The following is a 17,856-nucleotide window of genomic DNA, read 5'->3' as shown; positions in this document are numbered from 1 at the left end:
GCATGGTCCCCTCGTTCGAACGAGGGGACCATGCTTTTGTGCTGCCGGTGGTGTCTTGCGGGTTAGGCTCGGAGCGGTGGGTGCCGAGCTCTTTTAGGGCCGTGCGGCGAAGCGTTCGAGCAAATCCACGTGGCCCGAGACGATCAGCACGTCGCGCCGGGTCACCTTGGTATCGGGCTGGGCGTAGGTGAAGTCCTCGCCGGGGGACTTGACGCCCACCACGGTGATTCCGTACTTGGAGCGGACCTGGGATTCGGCCAGCGTGAAGCCCTGCGTTTCCTTCGGCGGGTACATTTTCACGATCGCGAAGCCATCGTCGAACTCGATGAAGTCAAGCATCCGTCCGCCGACCAGGTGGGCGGCACGGACTCCGGCATCGGCCTCCGGATAGATCACGTGGTTGGCGCCGATGCGCGTGAGGATCTTGCCGTGGGAGGGCGTAATGGCCTTGACCCACAGGTGCTCGATCCCCAGGTCCACCAGGTTCACGGTGATCAGCACCGAGGATTCGATGGAGGTACCCACCCCCACCACGGCCGAGGCGAATTCCTGGGCTCCGAGCTGGCGCAAGGCATCGATGTTTGTCGCATCTGCCTCCACGACGTGGGTCAGCACCGAGGCCCACTTCTGCACCAGTTCCTGGTTCCGTTCGATGGCCAGGACTTCGCGGCCCTGTTTGACCAATTGTTCGGCCACCGAGGCGCCAAAGCGGCCCAGCCCAATGACCAGCACCGGGGCGTTGTGGTCGGTGTTTTTCTCAGCCAATGATGGGCCTCTCTTCGGGGAAGTGGTAGAGCTGGTTGCGTTGGCGCAAGGTCAGCGCGGATGCCAGGGTAATCGTACCGATGCGACCGGCAAACATCAGTGCGGCGAGCACGTATTTGCCCGAGGGCGGCATTTCGGCCGACAGATTGGTGCTCAGCCCCACGGTGGCGAAGGCCGAGATGGACTCGAAGAGCGCACGGGAGAGTGAGGTGCCGCTGATGATCAGCAGGGAGGCCGTCGCCAGCATCACCAGTGTGGCACCAAGGACGATGACCGAGATGGCCACGCGCATGGTTCCCTCCGGGATGCGCCGGCCAAAGGCGCGCAGATCTGTGTCACCGCGGGCCTCGGCGAAGATCGCCAGGAACATCACCGCGATCGTGGTGACCTTGATGCCGCCGGCGGTTGACGCCGAGCCACCACCGGCAAACATCAGGGCGTTGGTGAGCAGCATCGTCACCTGATTCATCTCACCCTGATCCACCAGGTTAAAGCCGCCGGAGCGGGTCATCACGGAGGCGAAGACCGAGTGGATGACCTTATCCCCGGCGTTTAGGCCGCCGATAGTGTTGGGATTACTCCATTCCGCGGCGGCCCAGAGCAACGTGCCGCCCACCAGCAGGATGCCGGTCACCAGCAAGGTCAGCTTGGCGTGCAGCGTCCACTTCTTGGAGTTGAAGCGGTGGGCCAGCAGCACCATCAGCACCGGGAAGCCGAGCGAGCCCAAGAACACGCCGAGCATCAGCGGCACCAGGATCCACAGGTCCATCTCGTAGGGGACCAGCCCGTCGGAGTGGGGTGTGAAGCCTGCGTTGTTAAAGGCGGAGATCGAGTAGAAAACGCCATGCCAGAGGGCCTGGCCAAACGGCTCACCGAGGATCAAAAAGCGCGGGATCAGCATCAACGCCAGCGCCACCTCGATGGCCACCGAGGTGGTGATCACGATGCGCAGCAGCGAGCCGACCTCGCCCAGGGTGGATGCAGCGGAGGTATTCATCGAGTTCTGCGCCATGAGCTTGCCGCGGACGCCCAGACGTTTGGATACCGCCAAGGAGAGCACCGAGGCGAGGGTCAGGATGCCCAAACCACCAACAAAGACCGCGATGATCATCACCAATTGGCCAAAGAACGACCAGTGGGTGGCGGTCGAGACAACGGTAAGGCCCGTGACACAGACGGCCGAGACGGCCGTAAAGAAGGCGTCAACAAAGGCCGTGCGTTCGCCGCTAGCCGATGCCGCAGGAAGTGATAACAGGGAAGCGAACAGCGCGATGACCAGAACAAAGGCGAAGAGCGCCAGACGGGCGGGGGAGCGGACGGTGAAATCCGCAATCATTCGCCGCCAGAGGCCCAGTCGCTTGCGCCACGGGGCCGGTGCACCGGATTCGGTGGTTGGCCGTCGTGTTGCGGCGGTAGAGGGAGTGATTCCCATGGTGATAGCTCGGCTCCAAGACGTCGACATCTTCGGTGCGGAGGCCCTGCCCCGCAAGTTCCCACAATAAACCATGACGGGTCTTTGGTCCTTAGCATGGCCCCACTGGGTGTCTTGGCACACACACGCCTCACCGATCGCGTAGCCTGAAGGGGTGTTTTCTGATACCAAGCCCGCGCCTCCCACCCAGGTGATCTGGAGCGATGAGATGCTGGCCTATCGCTTTAGTGAAACTCATCCGATGCACCCGCTCAGGCTGGAGCTCACCGCACGACTGTGCGGTGACCTTGGCCTTTTTGATCGGGAGAATCTGCGTGTTGTTGCCCCGCGACTCGCCACCGACGATGAGCTTGGCCGCGTTCATGAGCCCGAATACATCACCGCGGTGCGTGCCGTCAGCGCGCACCCCGAGATTCCCAATGAAGCCCGTGGGCTGGGTACCGAGGACAATCCCGCCTACGAAGGGATCCATGAGGCCAGCGCCAGACTCGCCGGCGGCTCACTGCAGGGGGCCACTGCGATCCTCGAAGAACGTGCCCTGCATGTGGTGAACTTTGGCGGCGGCATGCACCATGCGGCCCGAGGCAAGGCCAGCGGCTTCTGCATCTACAACGACACCGCCTTGGCGATTCAGCGATTGCTTGACGGTGGGGTCTCCAAGGTCCTGTACATCGATGTTGATGCCCATCATGGGGACGGTACAGAATCGATCTTCTGGGACGATCCGCGCGTCATGACGATCTCCCTCCATGAAACCGGCATGTCTCTCTTCCCCGGCACCGGCTACGCCAATGAGATCGGCGGGCCGGCGGCGCAGGGCACGGCCGTGAACATCGCCGTGCCACCACGTACGGGGGATGCGGGGTGGCTGCGCGCCTTCCATGCGGTGGTTCCGCAATTGGCTCAGGCCTTTGCCCCGGAGGTCATCGTTTCCCAACACGGTTGTGATGGACATAAGGATGACGAGTTGTCCAACCTTCGCCTGAGTGTTGACGGGCAGCGGCAGAACGCGTTGGATATTTGCGAGTTGGCGGAGCGGTTATGTGCCGGACGCTGGATTGCCACCGGTGGCGGCGGATACAACATCACCGCCGTGGCCCCGCGAGCCTGGAGCCATCTGGTGGCTATTGCCTCGGGCAAACCTGTGCCCTTGGCAACACCCGTCCCCGGTCCTTGGCGTGTCTATGTTCATGAGCGCTATGGTATTTGGCCGCCGGAATTCATGGGGGATAACGCCGAATTGTGGTGGCGTAGCTGGGAAGTCGGTTATGACCCGGCAGATCCGGTGGACCGCAGCATCATGGCCACCCGCAAGGAGATCTTCCCGCTCTTTGGGCTGGATCCCTGGTTCGACTAGGACGCACGAAGATGCCCCCACGCGTATATGCAGATAGGGTTATGTGGTGGCTCATGATGATATTTTTACCGCGCTGGCCGACCCGACCAGACGACGGTTGGTCGATACCCTGCGCGAAGAATCGCTGTCCGTAGGATCCTTGGTCGAAGAATTGGGTGTTTCCCAGCCGACCGTTTCCAAACACCTTAAGGTCCTGCGAGAGGCCGGGCTGGTCTCCATGCGCGCCGATGGACAGCGCCGCTTTTATGCCTTGGAAACCGAGACCTTCCTCGAGCTGCAGACCTGGCTTAGTGGATACCTTCCCGCTGCGCCCGAGCTGGTTGTGGTTCCCGAGAAGAATCAGGTGGAGGTGCACGCTTCGTCCCACGACGTGACAAGCGGCGCGACGGTGGCAGCGGCACAATTGGGTAGAACTGTCGGCCGTTCCCTTGAGCAGGTGACCGGCCGTGCCCAGGACTTCCTCGAGCGCTTTCCGAAACGCAAATTTGGGCGAAAGCGCTAGGCTCAGCGGCACCAATTACCGGAGTATTTGAGCACTCTTTTGTGTCGAGTACGTTACGTCCTGATGCATTATTGATGACGCCCGGTTATGCCCAACCCGTGGCGTCATGACATTCTCGTTCGGGGCAGCGTTGCCAGAGACGGCGTAAGCGTGCCCTTATGCCTGCCCCAAGTGATGAGGAGAATAAGACTTGGACCAGCAACTAGCGATAATTCGCGACGAAGTGTTCCGTCGTAACCCCGGTGAAGCAGAATTCCACCAGGCGGTAACCGAGGTATTTGACAGCCTTGAAGCGGTGTCACGCAAGCACCCCGAATACGCCGAAGCGGCAATTCTTCAGCGCATGTGCGAACCCGAACGCCAGATCATTTTCCGTGTGCCGTGGATGGACGACGCCGGCCGCGTGCAGATTAACCGTGGTTTCCGCGTTGAGTTCAACTCGGCGCTTGGCCCGTACAAGGGCGGGCTCCGCTTCCACCCCTCGGTGTACCTGGGGATTGTGAAGTTCTTGGGCTTTGAACAGATCTTCAAGAACTCACTGACCGGTATGCCTATCGGCGGCGGCAAGGGCGGCTCGGACTTTGACCCGCGGGGCAAGTCGGACGCCGAAGTCATGCGCTTCTGCCAGTCATTCATGACCGAGCTCTACCGCCACATCGGTGAATACACCGACGTGCCGGCCGGCGACATTGGTGTGGGCGGCCGCGAAATCGGTTACCTCTTCGGACAGTACAAGCGCATCACCAACCGCTACGAATCCGGAGTTTTGACCGGTAAGGGCATCAGCTGGGGAGGATCTCTGGTTCGCCCAGAGGCCACCGGCTACGGCGCAGTGATCTTCACCGACGAAATGTTGAAGACTCGTGGGGCGTCCTTCGACGGCCAGCGCGTCGTGGTCTCGGGATCGGGCAATGTTGCCATCAACGCGATCGAAAAGGCCCAGGCCCTGGGCGCTCGCGTGGTGACAGCCTCGGATTCCGGTGGCTACATCGTGGATGAACGCGGTATTGACGTTGAACTGCTGCGTCAGATCAAGGAAGTCGAACGCGGACGCATCAGTGATTACGCCGAGCGCGCCAAGTCCAAAAAGGTGAGCTATGTGGCTGGCGGAAACGTTTGGGACGTTGACGCCACCGTAGCCCTGCCGTGCGCCACGCAAAATGAACTTGATGCCAAGGACGCCAAGAAGCTGATCAGCTCCGGTGTCATGGCCGTGGCCGAGGGCGCGAACATGCCGTGTACTGCCGCAGCAACCTCGCTCTTCCAAGATGCCGGTGTGCTCTTTGCGCCGGGCAAGGCAGCAAACGCCGGTGGCGTGGCTACCTCCGCGTTGGAGATGCAGCAGAACGCCAGCCGGGATTCCTGGAGCTTCGCACACACCGAAGCGCGCCTGACAGAAATCATGGTGGGAATTCACGATCGCTGTGCATCGACTGCCGACGAGTATGGTGTCCCGGGCAACTATGTCGCGGGCGCCAACATTGCCGGCTTCGTCAAGGTCGCCGACGCCATGCTGGCACAGGGCCTGATCTAGGTCGGTAGCACCAGCTAAAAACGACTGGCATTTGAAGCGGGTTGGAAGGAATGGAACAGCGATGTTCAACTCCTTCCAACCCGCTTTTGTGTATCAGTGACGAATTGTGAAGCCCTGCCTGCGGGCAGTATTTGTCAATCGTTCTTCGCGGTTGTATGTTTCAACCCATGACTAATCGTTGGTATGCGTATTTTGTGTCGGCTCTGGAGGAGCCTAGGACGCGGTAAATTCGCATACCCACCTTCAGAGTCGACAAGGGCCGCAAGCTATTGCTTGCAGGCCCTTCGCTATTTTCACGATAGCGGCCCTGAAGGAATTGCAGCGAGGATCAACGGGGCCGCAAACAAACTACTCGGCCCCCGTTGAATCGCGGGGTCTCACCGAAAGGCCACCGATCATGAGCACCAACATCAGCCCCGCCGTAAAAGAACAACCGCGCTTCAACACCAACGAGCGCATCACCTCCATTACTGAGCTGCCAACCCCCGCGGAACTGATAACCGAGCTCCCGGTGGGGGACGCACAGGGCTACCGCATCATGAGGGCCCGTCAGGAGGTCCGTGCGGTGCTCTCAGGCCTTGATCAGCGCCTGCTGGTGATCATCGGACCATGCTCCATTCATGACCCCGTAGCGGGCCTTGAATACGCTGCAAAGCTCGCTGCTGCTGCCAAGACGCATGAAGGTGAGTTGCTGGTGGTCATGCGAAGCTACTTCGAAAAGCCACGCACCACGGTGGGCTGGAAGGGTCTGGTTAATGATCCCCACCTTGACGGTAGCCACGACATGGCCGCCGGCTTACGTGCCGCCCGCGAATTCACCCTCGCCGCCAGCAACTTGGGGCTACCGTTGGCCACCGAGTTCCTCGAACCGCTGAGCGCTCAGTACCTCGCTGATGTGATGAGTTGGGGAGCCATCGGGGCCCGCACCACCGAAAGCCAAACGCATCGGCAGTTGGTCTCTGGCCTTTCGATGCCGGTGGGCTTCAAGAACGGCACCGACGGATCGGTTCAGGTCGCGATTGACGCCTGCCAGGCCGCTAGTGCCCCGCAATCGTTCCTTGGTATTAGTGATGACGGTCGCACCGCGATCGTGACGACCACGGGAAACCAGGACTCCCACTTGATTCTGCGTGGAGGAGCGGATGGGCCAAACTACGGTGTCGAGCAGGTTGCTGCGGCGTCCGCGGCCATGGCCGGATCCGGTATGAATCCGCGTCTGATCGTCGATGCAAGCCACGCGAACTCCGGAAAATCAGAGGTTCGCCAGGCCGAGGTTATCGGCGAACTGGCGGCCCGCATTGCCGCCGGCGATCAGAGCATAGCCGGGATCATGGCTGAAAGTTTCCTTGTGGCGGGCGCGCAGAAGCACGATCCCGACGCAGTGGCAGTGGGCGCTGATGTGCTCGGTGGGTTGCGTTACGGCCAGTCGGTCACCGATGCGTGCATGAACTGGGAAACTAGCTCCGACTTGCTGGACACCTTGGCCGCAGCGGTGCGCGCTGCATGCTAGTTCTGTGACTTGCAGACGAAATGCAACCGATTGATGGCTCATAACGGGTGAGAATCGTTCACATTGGCCCCGCGAGCCACTAAAGTAACACTAAAGGACATAGGGTATCTTGGGGTGTTGGCACGGACCGGAGTATTCCGACGTCCGAGCCACGGCATGACTGCTATGTGAATATTGTCAGGAGAATCAAGGAATGGTCGAATCGCAAAACTTTGCCAGCGCGCGTTTCATGACGGTGGCCGAGGTTGCCGATGTGATGCGTGTTTCAAAGATGACGGTTTATCGACTCGTCCATTCCGGTGATTTGCCGGCCGTTCGCTTCGGTCGCTCCTACCGAGTCCCAGAGAACGCCGTGCAGGAATACCTGCGGGCAGCCGGATTCGGTCGAGACTTCAACACCGGTTAATTCCGGAGGTTTTCACGAGTGGTCAGAATCCGCTCTGGAAGCAGGTAATCTGTTAAGGAACGTTTAACGTCCAGTTGGCTATTCTGGTGCCTTGGTGCCGCGGTAGTAGTAGTCGGCAATCGAATCAGTTTGTGAGGAACCAGTATGGGCTCTGTTATTAAGAAGCGCCGCAAGCGTATGGCTAAGAAGAAGCACCGTAAATTGCTTCGTAAGACCCGCCACCAGCGTCGTAATAAGAAGTAAATACCAGTTTCCGGGCTTGCCCGGAGTTGAGTATGTAAAAAGGTGTGTTTCCCCCTCGGGGGAAACACACCTTTTTCATTTATTCGGTAACTGAAATTCAGCGCCCGCGAATGGCGCTAATGCTTCGCCATAGTCCCCAAAGAGCACCGGAGACTCCTGCCGCCTTCAGGCCAAAGGCCGCAGCTTTGCGTCCGGTCCGGAAATCGTAGGTCGGCCAGCTTCGGTCCATGGCGTAACGACGCAGCCTGCGATCGGCATTAATGGCTACCGGGTGTCCCACTGCCTCCAACAACGGAATGTCGTTTTGCGAGTCGCTGTACCCCCAGCAATGTTCAAGATCTAGGCCGTGTTCCTTGGCTAGCTCTCGCACGGCTGTCGCCTTCGCTGCTCCATGGAGGATCTCGCCGACGAGCCGACCGGTGTAGGCCCCCTCAACATGTTCAACGCTGGTCCCTAGCGCGCCACTGAGACCCAGTCTTCGCGCCATGACCGAAGCGACTTCAAGAGGAGTGGCTGTTACGAGCCAGACCTGGCGACCGGCGTGTAGGTGCTGTTCGGCGATGGCGCGAGTTCCGGGCCAGATCTTCGACTCAATGAACTCGTCATAAATCTCGTCTCCCAGCGCAACCATGTCCTCAACGGAGAATCCTGCTGCCATTAAAAGCGCACGGTCACGGATGGCATGAATGTCTCCGAGGTTTTCTCCTCGGGTCAAAAACCGCAATTGGTGGATGGCGAACCAGAGGACCTCACGCAGCGTAAAGGCGCGGCGTTGATAGAGTTTTCGGGCCACCGCGAAAAGCGATGCCCCGCGCATCATGGTGTTATCCACGTCGAAAAAGGCCGCAGCTGCGACTGGCTGGGCGGGTTCATGCCCGAGCTCGGATGGGGAAGGAAGGGTGGAGGGCATCCGCCCAGTCTATTGCAAACTTTTTTGACCATAGCGGTAGCGTTGGTTCATGAGCAGCGTGAAGAGACCCCGAGAAATAGTTCTGTTGGTTCGTTCGGGATGCCATTTGTGCACAGCGGCTAAAATTACCCTTGATGAGGTCACCAGCAGACTGGGGTACAGCTGGAAAAGTGTTGATATTGATCAGGACGCGGATCTCTTATCCAAACACTCCGAAGAAGTTCCCGTGCTCGTAGTTGACGGACGGGTCCGGGACTTTTGGGTGATCGATCCGCAACGCTTGGAGTCCTTGCTGTCCAGCTAACCGTGGTGCCACCGATGAGGGTGGTTGGTAAAAGTTGTTGTTATCCAATGAATTGAGTTAGAACACAATGTCCACCGAGGACCACACCGAAGACAATGGAGTCCCTGCGGGTGTCACGGAACTGCCGGCCGCGCACGGTCAGTCGCTGGACCAGGCGTCAGCTCAGCCAGTCACTGCTTCGCTTACGCGGATCCTGCCCGAGGCGACGTTGGCGCGTCTGACCCAGTATCTACGGGCCCTCATCAAATTGAAGGCCAGCGGCGAACTCCGGACATCTTCGGGGGTGCTGGCAACGGCGGCCGGAGTCAATCCGGCGATCTTGCGCAAGGATCTTTCTTTGCTGGGCTCGTATGGGACCCGGGGCGTGGGATATGTGGTGGTTGAACTGACCGAGCATATTTCTAAGGCGCTCGGTTTGTTGCAGCAGTGGCGTGTTGCCATCATTGGTGCGGGTAACTTGGGGCGTGCGTTGTCCGGATACGGCGGATTCCGTAGTAGAGGATTCGAAATCGCGGCGCTATTAGATGCGGCACCGGAGGTTATTGGTACCACCGTGGGTGACATGGAGGTCCAAGATATTGCCGACCTAGAAAGTATCGTCCAACGGTCTAAGGCCAATATGGCAGTGTTATCTGTTCCGGGCATTTCTGCCCAGGATTTGTGCGACAAACTGGTGGACTGCGGGGTGCGAAGCATCTTGAGCTTTGCCCCAGTGGTACTCAACGTCCCAGCCGGAGTGAATTTGCGCAGAGTCGATTTAGCCACGGAGCTACAAATCTTGGCTTACCACGCCCAGAATCTAGAAGCTTAGGGCCCACAGCCATGGACTGGCATGTTCAAGGTGCCGGGTCAAACGAAAAGTGGTCCGTGACCACGCCAAGTTTTTTGGCGAGGTCACGGACCACTTGCTTGTTAGGGACGCTTAGCCGCGGAAGCCAGCTGCCCGTGCGGCCCGACGTGCGGCGATGTACTGGCTGGAGGGACGCAACCAAGCGAACACGACGCCGACGATGCCGAGGATTACCGAGACGACCATGATCAGACCACCAGCGAGGTTGAACAGCGACAGAGCGGCGAGTACTGTCGCGAAGATCCGGGCAACGTTGCTACCCTTGCGAACCATGAACGCGAGCAAGACGTAGATTCCCAGGCCGATGAGCCCGAAGACGATCACAAAGATTCTCACCATGGGAATCATCTGTTCCAAGCTGCTGCCGGACTGGGCGAGCAGATCGTCCATTCCGGGTGTCATCGTGAGCGAATCGCGGATGGCCGAGTCGGTCAGGGTGAGAACCATCGAGGCGAGGAAGAAGACGCCGGCGGCCAAGATAGCCCAGAACGACCTGTCCAGCTCCTTGGGACGTTGGGTTGGCATCTGAGGAGCGGGGAAGTTGCCCTGCGGTGGTACCTGGAATCCACCCGGATACGGCTGCTGTCCGTAGGGGCTATTGGACTGCTCCGGCTGGCCGTACGGGTTAGGATTCTGGCCATACGGGTTTGGCTGTTGAGCGCCAAACTGTGGTGTCTGCCCAGCAGCGTTGGGATCAAGCGGCGCGCGTTGCCCATACTGCGGCGGGGTGGGATCTCCGGACGGAGTCTGTGGGTTCTGGGGATTGTTCTCTGGGGTGGACATGAGATGCTCCTCGTGTTGGAAACTATGACTTACTACTCACGATATCGGTTAGAGATTGGTTTAGGCCCCCTCCAAAAGGATGGTTTTTCTTGGGCGAGGTGAAATCACTCCGAGGTCAACATCCGCAATAATTCGCCCAATATGGCCATATTCCGATAGTACGGAGGCGATGAGCTCCGTGTTGTCACCAGCAAGGTGGACCGCCGCGCGCGCCGAAGGCCGCGATAGGCCTGTTTAGGTTACAGAACAAAGTTTTGAGACACTTAAGCCATGTCGACTGCCACCGTTCACCTGCTGCGTCACGGCGAAGTGTATAACCCGGACAGGGTGCTTTACGGTCGTCTACCTGAATTTCATCTTTCCGATCTTGGCCACCAAATGGCCGACAGGGCGGCCGAGTATTTCACGGCGCAACGGAACGCTGGAGCAAACATCACCCATTTGGTGTCTTCTCCGCTGGTTCGTGCGCAGGAAACAGCCAAGCCCACGTCTGATGCCTTGGGCCTCGATATTGTTACGGATGATCGAATTATCGAGGCAGCGAATCGCTTCCAAGGTCTTTCTCAAATTAAGCGTCGACTCAAGGAACCAAAGTACTGGTCCTACGTCGTCAATCCATTCCGACCATCCTGGGGGGAGCCCTACCGGGACCAGGTGGAACGAATGATGACCGCCATAGTTGAACACCGCGATCGTGCGGTAGAACTTGGTGGCCCGGGCGCGCAAGCCATCCTGGTCAGCCATCAGCTGCCCATTTGGGTGACACGCCGCTCTGCCGAGGGCAACGCCCTGTGGCATGATCCGCGGAAACGCGAATGCACTCTCACCTCCGTGACTAGTCTGGACTTTGAAGGTGAAAGTCTGGTCGCAGTCCGTTATGCAGAACCTAGCGTGGATCTTTTGGTCAACGCTGCGAACATCCCTGGAGCTTGAGATCATGACCGATCCCACCTCGTCACAAGCCGCGCGCTTGGGACGACGAACACTGTTGCGTGCTGTCGTGCTCGGCGCAGCGATCATCCCGTTGGCTGCATGCGTCGGCGAAGAAGACCCGCTGGCCAAGCAGGCCCGTGAAGGCAATAACAAGAACTACATTGCCGGCGACGGATCGGTCGAGGAATATGCTCCGGAATCCCGCACTGCACCGGTTGAAATAAAGGCAGTTGCCTATGACGGATCTGCGATTGATTCGGCTGATTGGGCTGGCCAAGCCACCATCTTGAACTTTTGGTATGCAGCCTGCGCTCCGTGCCGCATCGAGGCCCCACACATGGTGGAGTTGAATAAGGAATTTGGCGACAAAGCTCAGTTCATCGGCATCAATGTCCGAGATGAGAAAGACGCTGCGGAAGCCTTTGAGCGAAACTTCGGTATCAAGTACCCCTCGGTGCAGGACACCGAGGGATCCATCCAGCTGGCGATGACCAAGTACGTTCCCCTTAAGGCGGTACCGACCACTCTTGTTCTGGACAAACAGGGCAGAGTCTCGGCTCGAGTGCTTGGCGCGGCGGATAAAACGACGCTCAAGGCTCTGATCAATACGGCACTGACCGAGTCATTGTGATCAGCCCCGCGCTGGTCAATGCGATGATGCTTCCTGCCCAAGGAAACCAGTTCGCCGAGATCGTTCAAGATGGCTCGCTGGTTCTTGCCGTTCCCGTCGCCATTCTTGCCGGTTTAGTCTCCTTTCTTTCCCCCTGCGTATTGCCCCTCGTGCCTGGATATCTGGGTTATGTGACGGGGTTGTCCGGTGCCGACCTTGCCGATCAGAAGCGTGGGCGCATGGTGGCAGGCATTGGCCTGTTTATTCTTGGCTTTACTGCCGTGTTTGTCATGGCGGGTGTGGTCTTTTCACAGGTAGCCGCGTGGATGCAGTTCAAGGGTTCCTGGATCACCCAGATTCTTGGAGTGGTCGTAATCCTCATGGGCGTGGTCTTCTTGGGCGGTTTTTCGTTCATGCAACGCGATGCGAAGATCCACAGGAAGCCACCGGCCGGCCTCTGGGGAGCCCCGGTCTTGGGAGTCACCTTCGGCTTGGGATGGGCCCCCTGCATCGGTCCTACGTTGGCTGCCGTTCTGGCCATGAGCACGGGCGTTGACCCGAACCCCGCGAAGGGCGCTTTATTGACGTTCTTCTACTGCATGGGTCTTGGGCTGCCATTCCTGTTCATCGCCATGGCTCTTCGCCGTGGCATGGGAGCCATGAAATTTTTCCGCCGTCACCAGCTCGCGATTATGCGCTTCGGCGGGGGCATGCTGATTCTTCTCGGAATTCTCATGGCCACCGGCCTGTGGGGCGTGTGGGTTACGCAATTGCAAGACTGGTTCGCTAACGAAGTGAAGTTGCCCATTTAATGAAAAAGCAAGACATGAAAAAAGATGTTGCCGTTCCAGCACTCGGTTTCCTAGGGATGATCCGCTGGGCATGGACTCAGCTGACGAGCATGCGAACGGCACTTTTCCTGCTGTTGCTCTTGGCCGTGGCAGCTGTGCCCGGCTCCCTGTTCCCGCAGCGGTCGATCAATCCAGAAGATGTCACCACTTACTTGGCGAACAAGCCGACGCTGGGCGAATGGCTTGATCGCTTCCAGCTCTTCGACGTCTATTCCTCGGTGTGGTTCTCGGCAATCTATCTATTGCTGTTCATCTCGTTGATCGGCTGCATCCTGCCGCGTGTTAAGAAGCATGCGAAGGCCCTGCGCACGCCACCGCCACGAACACCGTCACGGTTAAACCGACTGCCTGAGTACGGAACCATCGAGATCCAGTCGGCTGAAAAGTCGGGTCTGAGTGACGTAAATATCGTCCAACAGGTTACCAAGCTCCTGAAGAAGCGCGGTTACCGGTCGGAAGCCCGGACGAAGGGTTCCAACCCTTCGGTGGGTGCCGAACGTGGATATACCCGAGAAATCGGCAACTTGCTGTTCCATATTTCGCTCGTGGGCCTGCTGGCTTCGGTAGGCATCGGTGGCGCTTTTGGATACAGCGGTCAGCGTGCGCTGGTCGAAGGGGAAACCTTCGTGAACTCGTTAGTTTCCTACGACAGCTTCACACCGGGGAACTTATTCAAGGACGATTCCCTTGACCCATATTCGGTCAAGCTGGATAAATTCAACATCACCTTCGATCGTGAATCGACCACACACTTCGGTCAGCCCATCGATTTCACTGCCGAGGTAGAGACCCGGCGAGGACCTGACGCCGAACCGGTAAAGGAGCTCCTTCGGGTTAACCATCCGCTGCGCATTGATGGCGCCGATGTTTACCTCGTGGGCAACGGCTACGCCCCGGTGGTCACGGTCCGAGACGGCAAGGGAGATATCGCCTTTAGCGGTCCTGTTATTTCGGTGCCACAGGATGGCATGTACACCTCGTTGATGGTCATCAAGGTTCCCGATGCGACACCTGACCAGCTGGCTTTCCAAGGATTCCTGTTGCCGACCGCCATGACGGACGAAACAGGGTTTGCCATTTCCGGTGATCCGAACGCCATCAACCCACAACTGCAGCTGAACTCTTTCTACGGCGATCTGGGCTTGGACGACGGAAATCCGCAGAACGTCTACGTCCTTGAAACCGATCAGCTCAAGGAGCTCAACAGCAGGAACCTGGACGCGGGCGGCATCGTGCTGAGCGCCGGCCAGACCTATGATTTGCCCGACGGTAAGGGGAGCATCTCCTTCGACGGGCTCAAACGCTTCATCGGCGTTGACGTCGCCTATGACCCGAGCAAGAAGCCAGTGGCAATCTTTGCTGCCTTGGCGCTCTTGGGTCTAACCATCTCGCTCTTCACCCCGCGTCGTCGTGTCTGGGTGAAGGTCAAGACGACGGTTGACGATTCTGGCCGTGAAGAGCGCATAATCGAATACGGACTGCTTGCCCGTGGTGAAGACCACCGGCTTGATTCCGAAGCCAAGGAATTGCGTAAGCTCCTTGAGCAGCAGTGGCCCGCCGTTGAGCGAGCCGGAGTTTAGGAGAACTTATGGATATCAACACACCCACCATTGATGTGGTCTTAGGACAGTACAGTGACCTGTTCATGTTGCTCGCAGCAATGGTCTATGCCTCGGCCTTTATTGCCTTCGCCTGGGATTTAGCCAAGTCCAGCAAGCTCATCCAAGAAATTGACGCTGCGACGGTAGCTTCCGAAAAGAAGCTCCTTGTTGCTGCGGGGTCGGTTCAGGCTCCGGCTGCGGACAGTACGTCAAATAATGCGTTGGTGAATGACGCAATGACCTACACGGTTGCTTCAAAGAAGCGCGGTGCGGCTAAGGTTGCTGTCGCTTTGACTTGGCTCGGCGTCATCATGCAAGCCTTTGCTGTGATCTCCCGAGGGGTAGCTGCACACCGTGTGCCGTGGGGAAATATGTATGAGTTCCTTTCGACCGGCTCCTTCCTAGTGGCTTTGGTCTTCTCACTCGTATTGCTGAAAAAAGACCTGCGTTTCATGGGTACCTTCGTCATCGGTCTGGTGACGGTGATGCTTTGCGGAGCAACCATGGGCTTCCCGACGCCTGTCGCGCACCTAGTACCGGCCCTGCAGAGTTACTGGCTGATTATTCACGTTTCCATCGCCGTGCTGGCCTCTTCTTTGTTCACCATCACCTTTGCCATGAACGTTCTTCAGCTGTTGCAACATGCTCGAATTGATGCCCTCGCTGCCGGTAAGCCGGACAAGTTCCCGTTCATGAAGCTTGTTCCTGGAGCTGCTGCGCTGGAGAACTTCGCATACCGGATCAATGCGGTGGCCTTCGTGATGTGGACCTTCACCGTGATGGCGGGCGCCATTTGGGCAGAAGCCGCATGGGGCCGCTACTGGGGCTGGGACACTAAGGAGGTCTGGAGCTTCGTGATCTGGGTTGTCTACGCAGGTTACCTGCACGCCCGCGCAACCGGTGGCTGGACGGGCGCTCGCTCGGCATGGCTGAGCATCATCGGCTACCTCTGCATCATCTTCAACTTCACCGTAGTGAACATCTACTTCAATGGACTTCACTCGTACGCGGGCCTCTAAGCCACGCGTTCCACACTGGTGGCTCCGTACCCTCCCTACGGCGGGTACGGAGCCACCAGTGCGTTAAGCCCCGGCCAAATGGCGGCTGCTACCCTGTGGCCAAAGGTCCTGAAAGCGTTGGCCGAAGGTATGCAGCGAAATGAAGATCAGTCGAAATCCCACGGCCTGGCGCAGAGAATCGCCCGAGGGCACCTGTCTGGTCGTCAACTCGATCGCTCCTGAACCGACGCACTTTCTAACGGAAGTCTTTATCCGTGAGGAATCTCAGTGGCGCGCATTGTTATGCGCCCCCCATCGACGACCAACGGGTTTTGTCACTTCTCGAGCGTTTGGAGAGTTGCGGCGACGGCACAGAAGTGTCTCTGCCACAAGATCTTCCCGATTCGCTGGGTAGGGGAGATGGTGAATCGTGGGTGCAATATCGAAGCCAGGGGATTGCGTCCTGAGGTCCAGGCAGCACTCGATGGCAACGGTTTAAACATCGGGTCTGCGGCTGGCTACCGGCCACAGCTCCCGGAGGGGCAGAAATCAACGATGGCTCGTGACGAGGCTCACTGTTGGAAATTCTATGTTTTAGCCGCTGAGCGTGCGAAATGTTGCCCAGAAGGTCACTCGATCGTCTAAAAAAGGTGATTCCCTAGGGGATGTCGACGAATTGACCCCTCGATTAGGTGACTGGGCAATCCACTGTTATTGTTGTATCTACCGACGCGGGGTGGAGCAGTTCGGTAGCTCGCCGGGCTCATAACCCGGAGGTCACAGGTTCAAATCCTGTCCCCGCCACAAAGAAAATGATCCACTCTCCTGATTCGGGAGAGTGGATCATTTGGTTTAAGCCGTGAATCGCCGCCCGCCGACGCTGGAGCCAGAGCAAACGTGCCGTTCCGCAGATTCGAGGCAATGTGCCCGGGCTAAATTTCTGCCAATTAATTGGTGAAAGATCCTAAAATAAACCCGACATCTCATCATCTCGTCGAGGTCCAATGAACCACATTAATGCCGAGAATTGCTTGATTCCTTGCAACATTTCAATTTGGGCTGTTATGCTCAACAATTGTTGGCCTGAGCTCAACGCTGACGAATAAACATCCCGATCCACGGGAACCGGCCCGAACTGAAGGGAAAGTAACATGTTGAAATTGCAAGCGACTCAACTTGATACTTTCTCCCTGCGCGCGTTTAAGCGCCAGTACCAGCAAGAACTAGGCCTACGGTTGCTCACGCTTTAGATCTCTGCATGCCAGCAGATATCAAAACCCCGCAACCACACCATGGTTCGGGGTTTCTTTTTTGGATCCGATTGTCTCCCCGAATCTATCCCTTTGCCGCGGAATCGCCATGGCAAAAGACCTCATCAGAAAGAGAAATCGTGGAGACCATCAACAGCCGGCTCAAGAACTGGGCGTCCATCCTGGATGAAAAGACCCGTGAGCAGGCCATCACCACCGCGAAGATGCCATTTATCTTCCCCCACCTTGCCCTCATGCCCGATGCGCATCTGGGTAAGGGAGCCACCGTCGGGTCGGTGATCCCAACTCTCGGTGCCATCATCCCCGCCGCCGTGGGCGTCGACATCGGTTGCGGCATGATCGCGGTAAAGACCCAGTACACCGATGAGCAGCTTCCGAAGGACCGTAAGAGCCTTCGTGAGGAGATCGAACGCGCCATTCCACTCTCCGCGGGTAAGTACAACCGCAAGATCGTAGCCACGGCTGCACCGCGCATTGCCGCGCTGAAGGCGTTGGCCGAAACTGCGGGATTTGACCCGGGGGACTACGCCAAGAATTGGGAACTTCAGCTTGGCACACTGGGCTCGGGGAACCACTTCATCGAGGTGTCGCTGGATGAGGACAATAACGTGTGGCTCTTTTTGCACTCGGGCTCGCGTGGCGTTGGAAACCGGATTGCTACCAAGCACATCAAGGTCGCCCAGCAGGTCGCCAAGAAGTACTGGATCGATTTGCCCGATCCCGACCTTGCGTACCTGGTGGAAGGGACGGAGGAATTCGATTCTTACATCCGCGAACTGCGTTGGGCTCAGCACTTCGCCTTGCTGAACCGTGAGGAAATGATGGATCGGGTGATCCGGCAGTTTACCGAATGGGTGGGAGCAGAGGTACAGGAAATTGAACGCATCAACTGCCACCACATGCTGAATAGCGTCTGTTGGTACCTATGTTCTGACGACTTGGTACCGCACCCGCCGCGTTGCTGGTACTGACTTTCTGGCGAAGTGGTACCGCATC

At 58.2% G+C, this 17,856-nt stretch carries 17 protein-coding genes, 1 tRNA gene and 1 pseudogene; 15 read left to right on the top strand and 4 right to left on the bottom strand.

Features of this window, described 5'->3' with window-relative positions; all coding sequences use genetic code 11:
• Positions 1 to 93: 93 nt before the first annotated feature.
• Together HED64_RS00555 and HED64_RS00550 are read right to left on the bottom strand one after the other, a co-directional pair.
• Complete coding sequence (locus tag HED64_RS00555; protein WP_132361103.1) at positions 94 to 732, bottom strand: potassium channel family protein; 639 nt, start codon at positions 730 to 732, stop codon at positions 94 to 96.
• Between the two features lie 25 nt (positions 733 to 757).
• On the bottom strand, positions 758 to 2,197 hold the full coding sequence (locus HED64_RS00550) for a TrkH family potassium uptake protein (RefSeq protein WP_168150211.1): 1,440 nt from the start codon (positions 2,195 to 2,197) through the stop codon (positions 758 to 760).
• A gap of 208 nt (positions 2,198 to 2,405) precedes the next feature.
• Between HED64_RS00550 and HED64_RS00545 the strand changes: the two genes are divergently transcribed.
• The 6 genes from HED64_RS00545 to HED64_RS00520 all read left to right on the top strand — a co-directional run bounded on the left by HED64_RS00545 (position 2,406) and on the right by HED64_RS00520 (position 7,749).
• On the top strand, positions 2,406 to 3,554 hold the full coding sequence (locus HED64_RS00545; protein ID WP_168151064.1) for an acetoin utilization protein AcuC: 1,149 nt from the start codon (positions 2,406 to 2,408) through the stop codon (positions 3,552 to 3,554).
• Between the two features lie 46 nt (positions 3,555 to 3,600).
• Positions 3,601 to 4,056, top strand: coding sequence for an ArsR/SmtB family transcription factor (locus HED64_RS00540; RefSeq protein WP_168150210.1), 456 nt, complete (start codon positions 3,601 to 3,603; stop codon positions 4,054 to 4,056).
• Between the two features lie 190 nt (positions 4,057 to 4,246).
• Complete coding sequence (gdhA, locus tag HED64_RS00535) at positions 4,247 to 5,590, top strand: NADP-specific glutamate dehydrogenase (RefSeq protein ID WP_168150209.1); 1,344 nt, start codon at positions 4,247 to 4,249, stop codon at positions 5,588 to 5,590.
• 397 nt (positions 5,591 to 5,987) lie between these two features.
• Positions 5,988 to 7,100 carry a 3-deoxy-7-phosphoheptulonate synthase gene (locus HED64_RS00530; RefSeq protein WP_168150208.1) on the top strand — a complete coding sequence of 371 codons (1,113 nt, stop codon included), beginning with the start codon at positions 5,988 to 5,990 and terminating at the stop codon, positions 7,098 to 7,100.
• Between the two features lie 193 nt (positions 7,101 to 7,293).
• Positions 7,294 to 7,506 (top strand): helix-turn-helix domain-containing protein, encoded by a 213-nt coding sequence (locus HED64_RS00525; protein WP_132358982.1) that lies wholly within the window; start codon positions 7,294 to 7,296, stop codon positions 7,504 to 7,506.
• Positions 7,507 to 7,650: 144 nt separating this feature from the next.
• The gene (locus tag HED64_RS00520; RefSeq protein ID WP_003792170.1) at positions 7,651 to 7,749 is read left to right on the top strand and encodes a 30S ribosomal protein bS22; all 99 of its coding nucleotides are present in this window, start codon (positions 7,651 to 7,653) and stop codon (positions 7,747 to 7,749) included.
• A 97-nt stretch (positions 7,750 to 7,846) separates the two neighbouring features.
• On the opposite strand, the gene HED64_RS00515 is transcribed toward HED64_RS00520, so the two are convergent.
• A complete protein-coding gene (locus tag HED64_RS00515; RefSeq protein WP_168150207.1) occupies positions 7,847 to 8,659 on the bottom strand; it encodes an HAD family hydrolase in 813 nt (270 codons plus the stop codon).
• Positions 8,660 to 8,708: 49 nt separating this feature from the next.
• On the opposite strand from HED64_RS00515, the gene HED64_RS00510 reads away from it, so the two are divergent.
• A complete protein-coding gene (locus HED64_RS00510) occupies positions 8,709 to 8,963 on the top strand; it encodes a glutaredoxin family protein (protein WP_168150206.1) in 255 nt (84 codons plus the stop codon).
• Positions 8,964 to 9,030: 67 nt separating this feature from the next.
• Positions 9,031 to 9,774: a redox-sensing transcriptional repressor Rex gene (locus tag HED64_RS00505; RefSeq protein ID WP_168150205.1), complete on the top strand. Its 744-nt coding sequence runs from the start codon at positions 9,031 to 9,033 to the stop codon at positions 9,772 to 9,774.
• 111 nt (positions 9,775 to 9,885) lie between these two features.
• Here the strand turns inward: HED64_RS00505 and HED64_RS00500 are convergent, their stop codons facing one another.
• Positions 9,886 to 10,596: a hypothetical protein gene (locus HED64_RS00500; protein WP_168150204.1), complete on the bottom strand. Its 711-nt coding sequence runs from the start codon at positions 10,594 to 10,596 to the stop codon at positions 9,886 to 9,888.
• 270 nt (positions 10,597 to 10,866) lie between these two features.
• On the opposite strand from HED64_RS00500, the gene HED64_RS00495 reads away from it, so the two are divergent.
• The 7 genes and pseudogenes from HED64_RS00495 to HED64_RS00465 all read left to right on the top strand — a co-directional run.
• Positions 10,867 to 11,529 (top strand): histidine phosphatase family protein, encoded by a 663-nt coding sequence (locus HED64_RS00495; protein ID WP_132358970.1) that lies wholly within the window; start codon positions 10,867 to 10,869, stop codon positions 11,527 to 11,529.
• A gap of 4 nt (positions 11,530 to 11,533) precedes the next feature.
• Positions 11,534 to 12,160 (top strand): TlpA family protein disulfide reductase, encoded by a 627-nt coding sequence (locus HED64_RS00490; protein WP_168150203.1) that lies wholly within the window; start codon positions 11,534 to 11,536, stop codon positions 12,158 to 12,160.
• A 26-nt stretch (positions 12,161 to 12,186) separates the two neighbouring features.
• The gene (locus HED64_RS00485) at positions 12,187 to 12,951 is read left to right on the top strand and encodes a cytochrome c biogenesis CcdA family protein (RefSeq protein WP_168151063.1); all 765 of its coding nucleotides are present in this window, start codon (positions 12,187 to 12,189) and stop codon (positions 12,949 to 12,951) included.
• Positions 12,952 to 12,965: 14 nt separating this feature from the next.
• Positions 12,966 to 14,570, top strand: a complete 1,605-nt coding sequence (gene resB / locus HED64_RS00480; RefSeq protein ID WP_168150202.1) for a cytochrome c biogenesis protein ResB — start codon at positions 12,966 to 12,968, stop codon at positions 14,568 to 14,570.
• 8 nt (positions 14,571 to 14,578) lie between these two features.
• A complete protein-coding gene (gene ccsB / locus HED64_RS00475) occupies positions 14,579 to 15,610 on the top strand; it encodes a c-type cytochrome biogenesis protein CcsB (protein ID WP_168150201.1) in 1,032 nt (343 codons plus the stop codon).
• 709 nt (positions 15,611 to 16,319) lie between these two features.
• Positions 16,320 to 16,393 (top strand) — tRNA-Met (locus HED64_RS00470).
• Positions 16,394 to 16,979: 586 nt separating this feature from the next.
• Positions 16,980 to 17,759: pseudogene (locus HED64_RS00465) on the top strand (RtcB family protein); the annotation flags it as partial.
• Positions 17,760 to 17,856 lie beyond the last annotated feature (97 nt).

This window comes from Paeniglutamicibacter terrestris (genome assembly GCF_012271785.1).
In the GTDB taxonomy this organism is placed as follows: Bacteria; Actinomycetota; Actinomycetes; order Actinomycetales; family Micrococcaceae; genus Paeniglutamicibacter; species Paeniglutamicibacter terrestris.
This window is presented reverse-complemented; position numbering and strand designations above follow the sequence as displayed.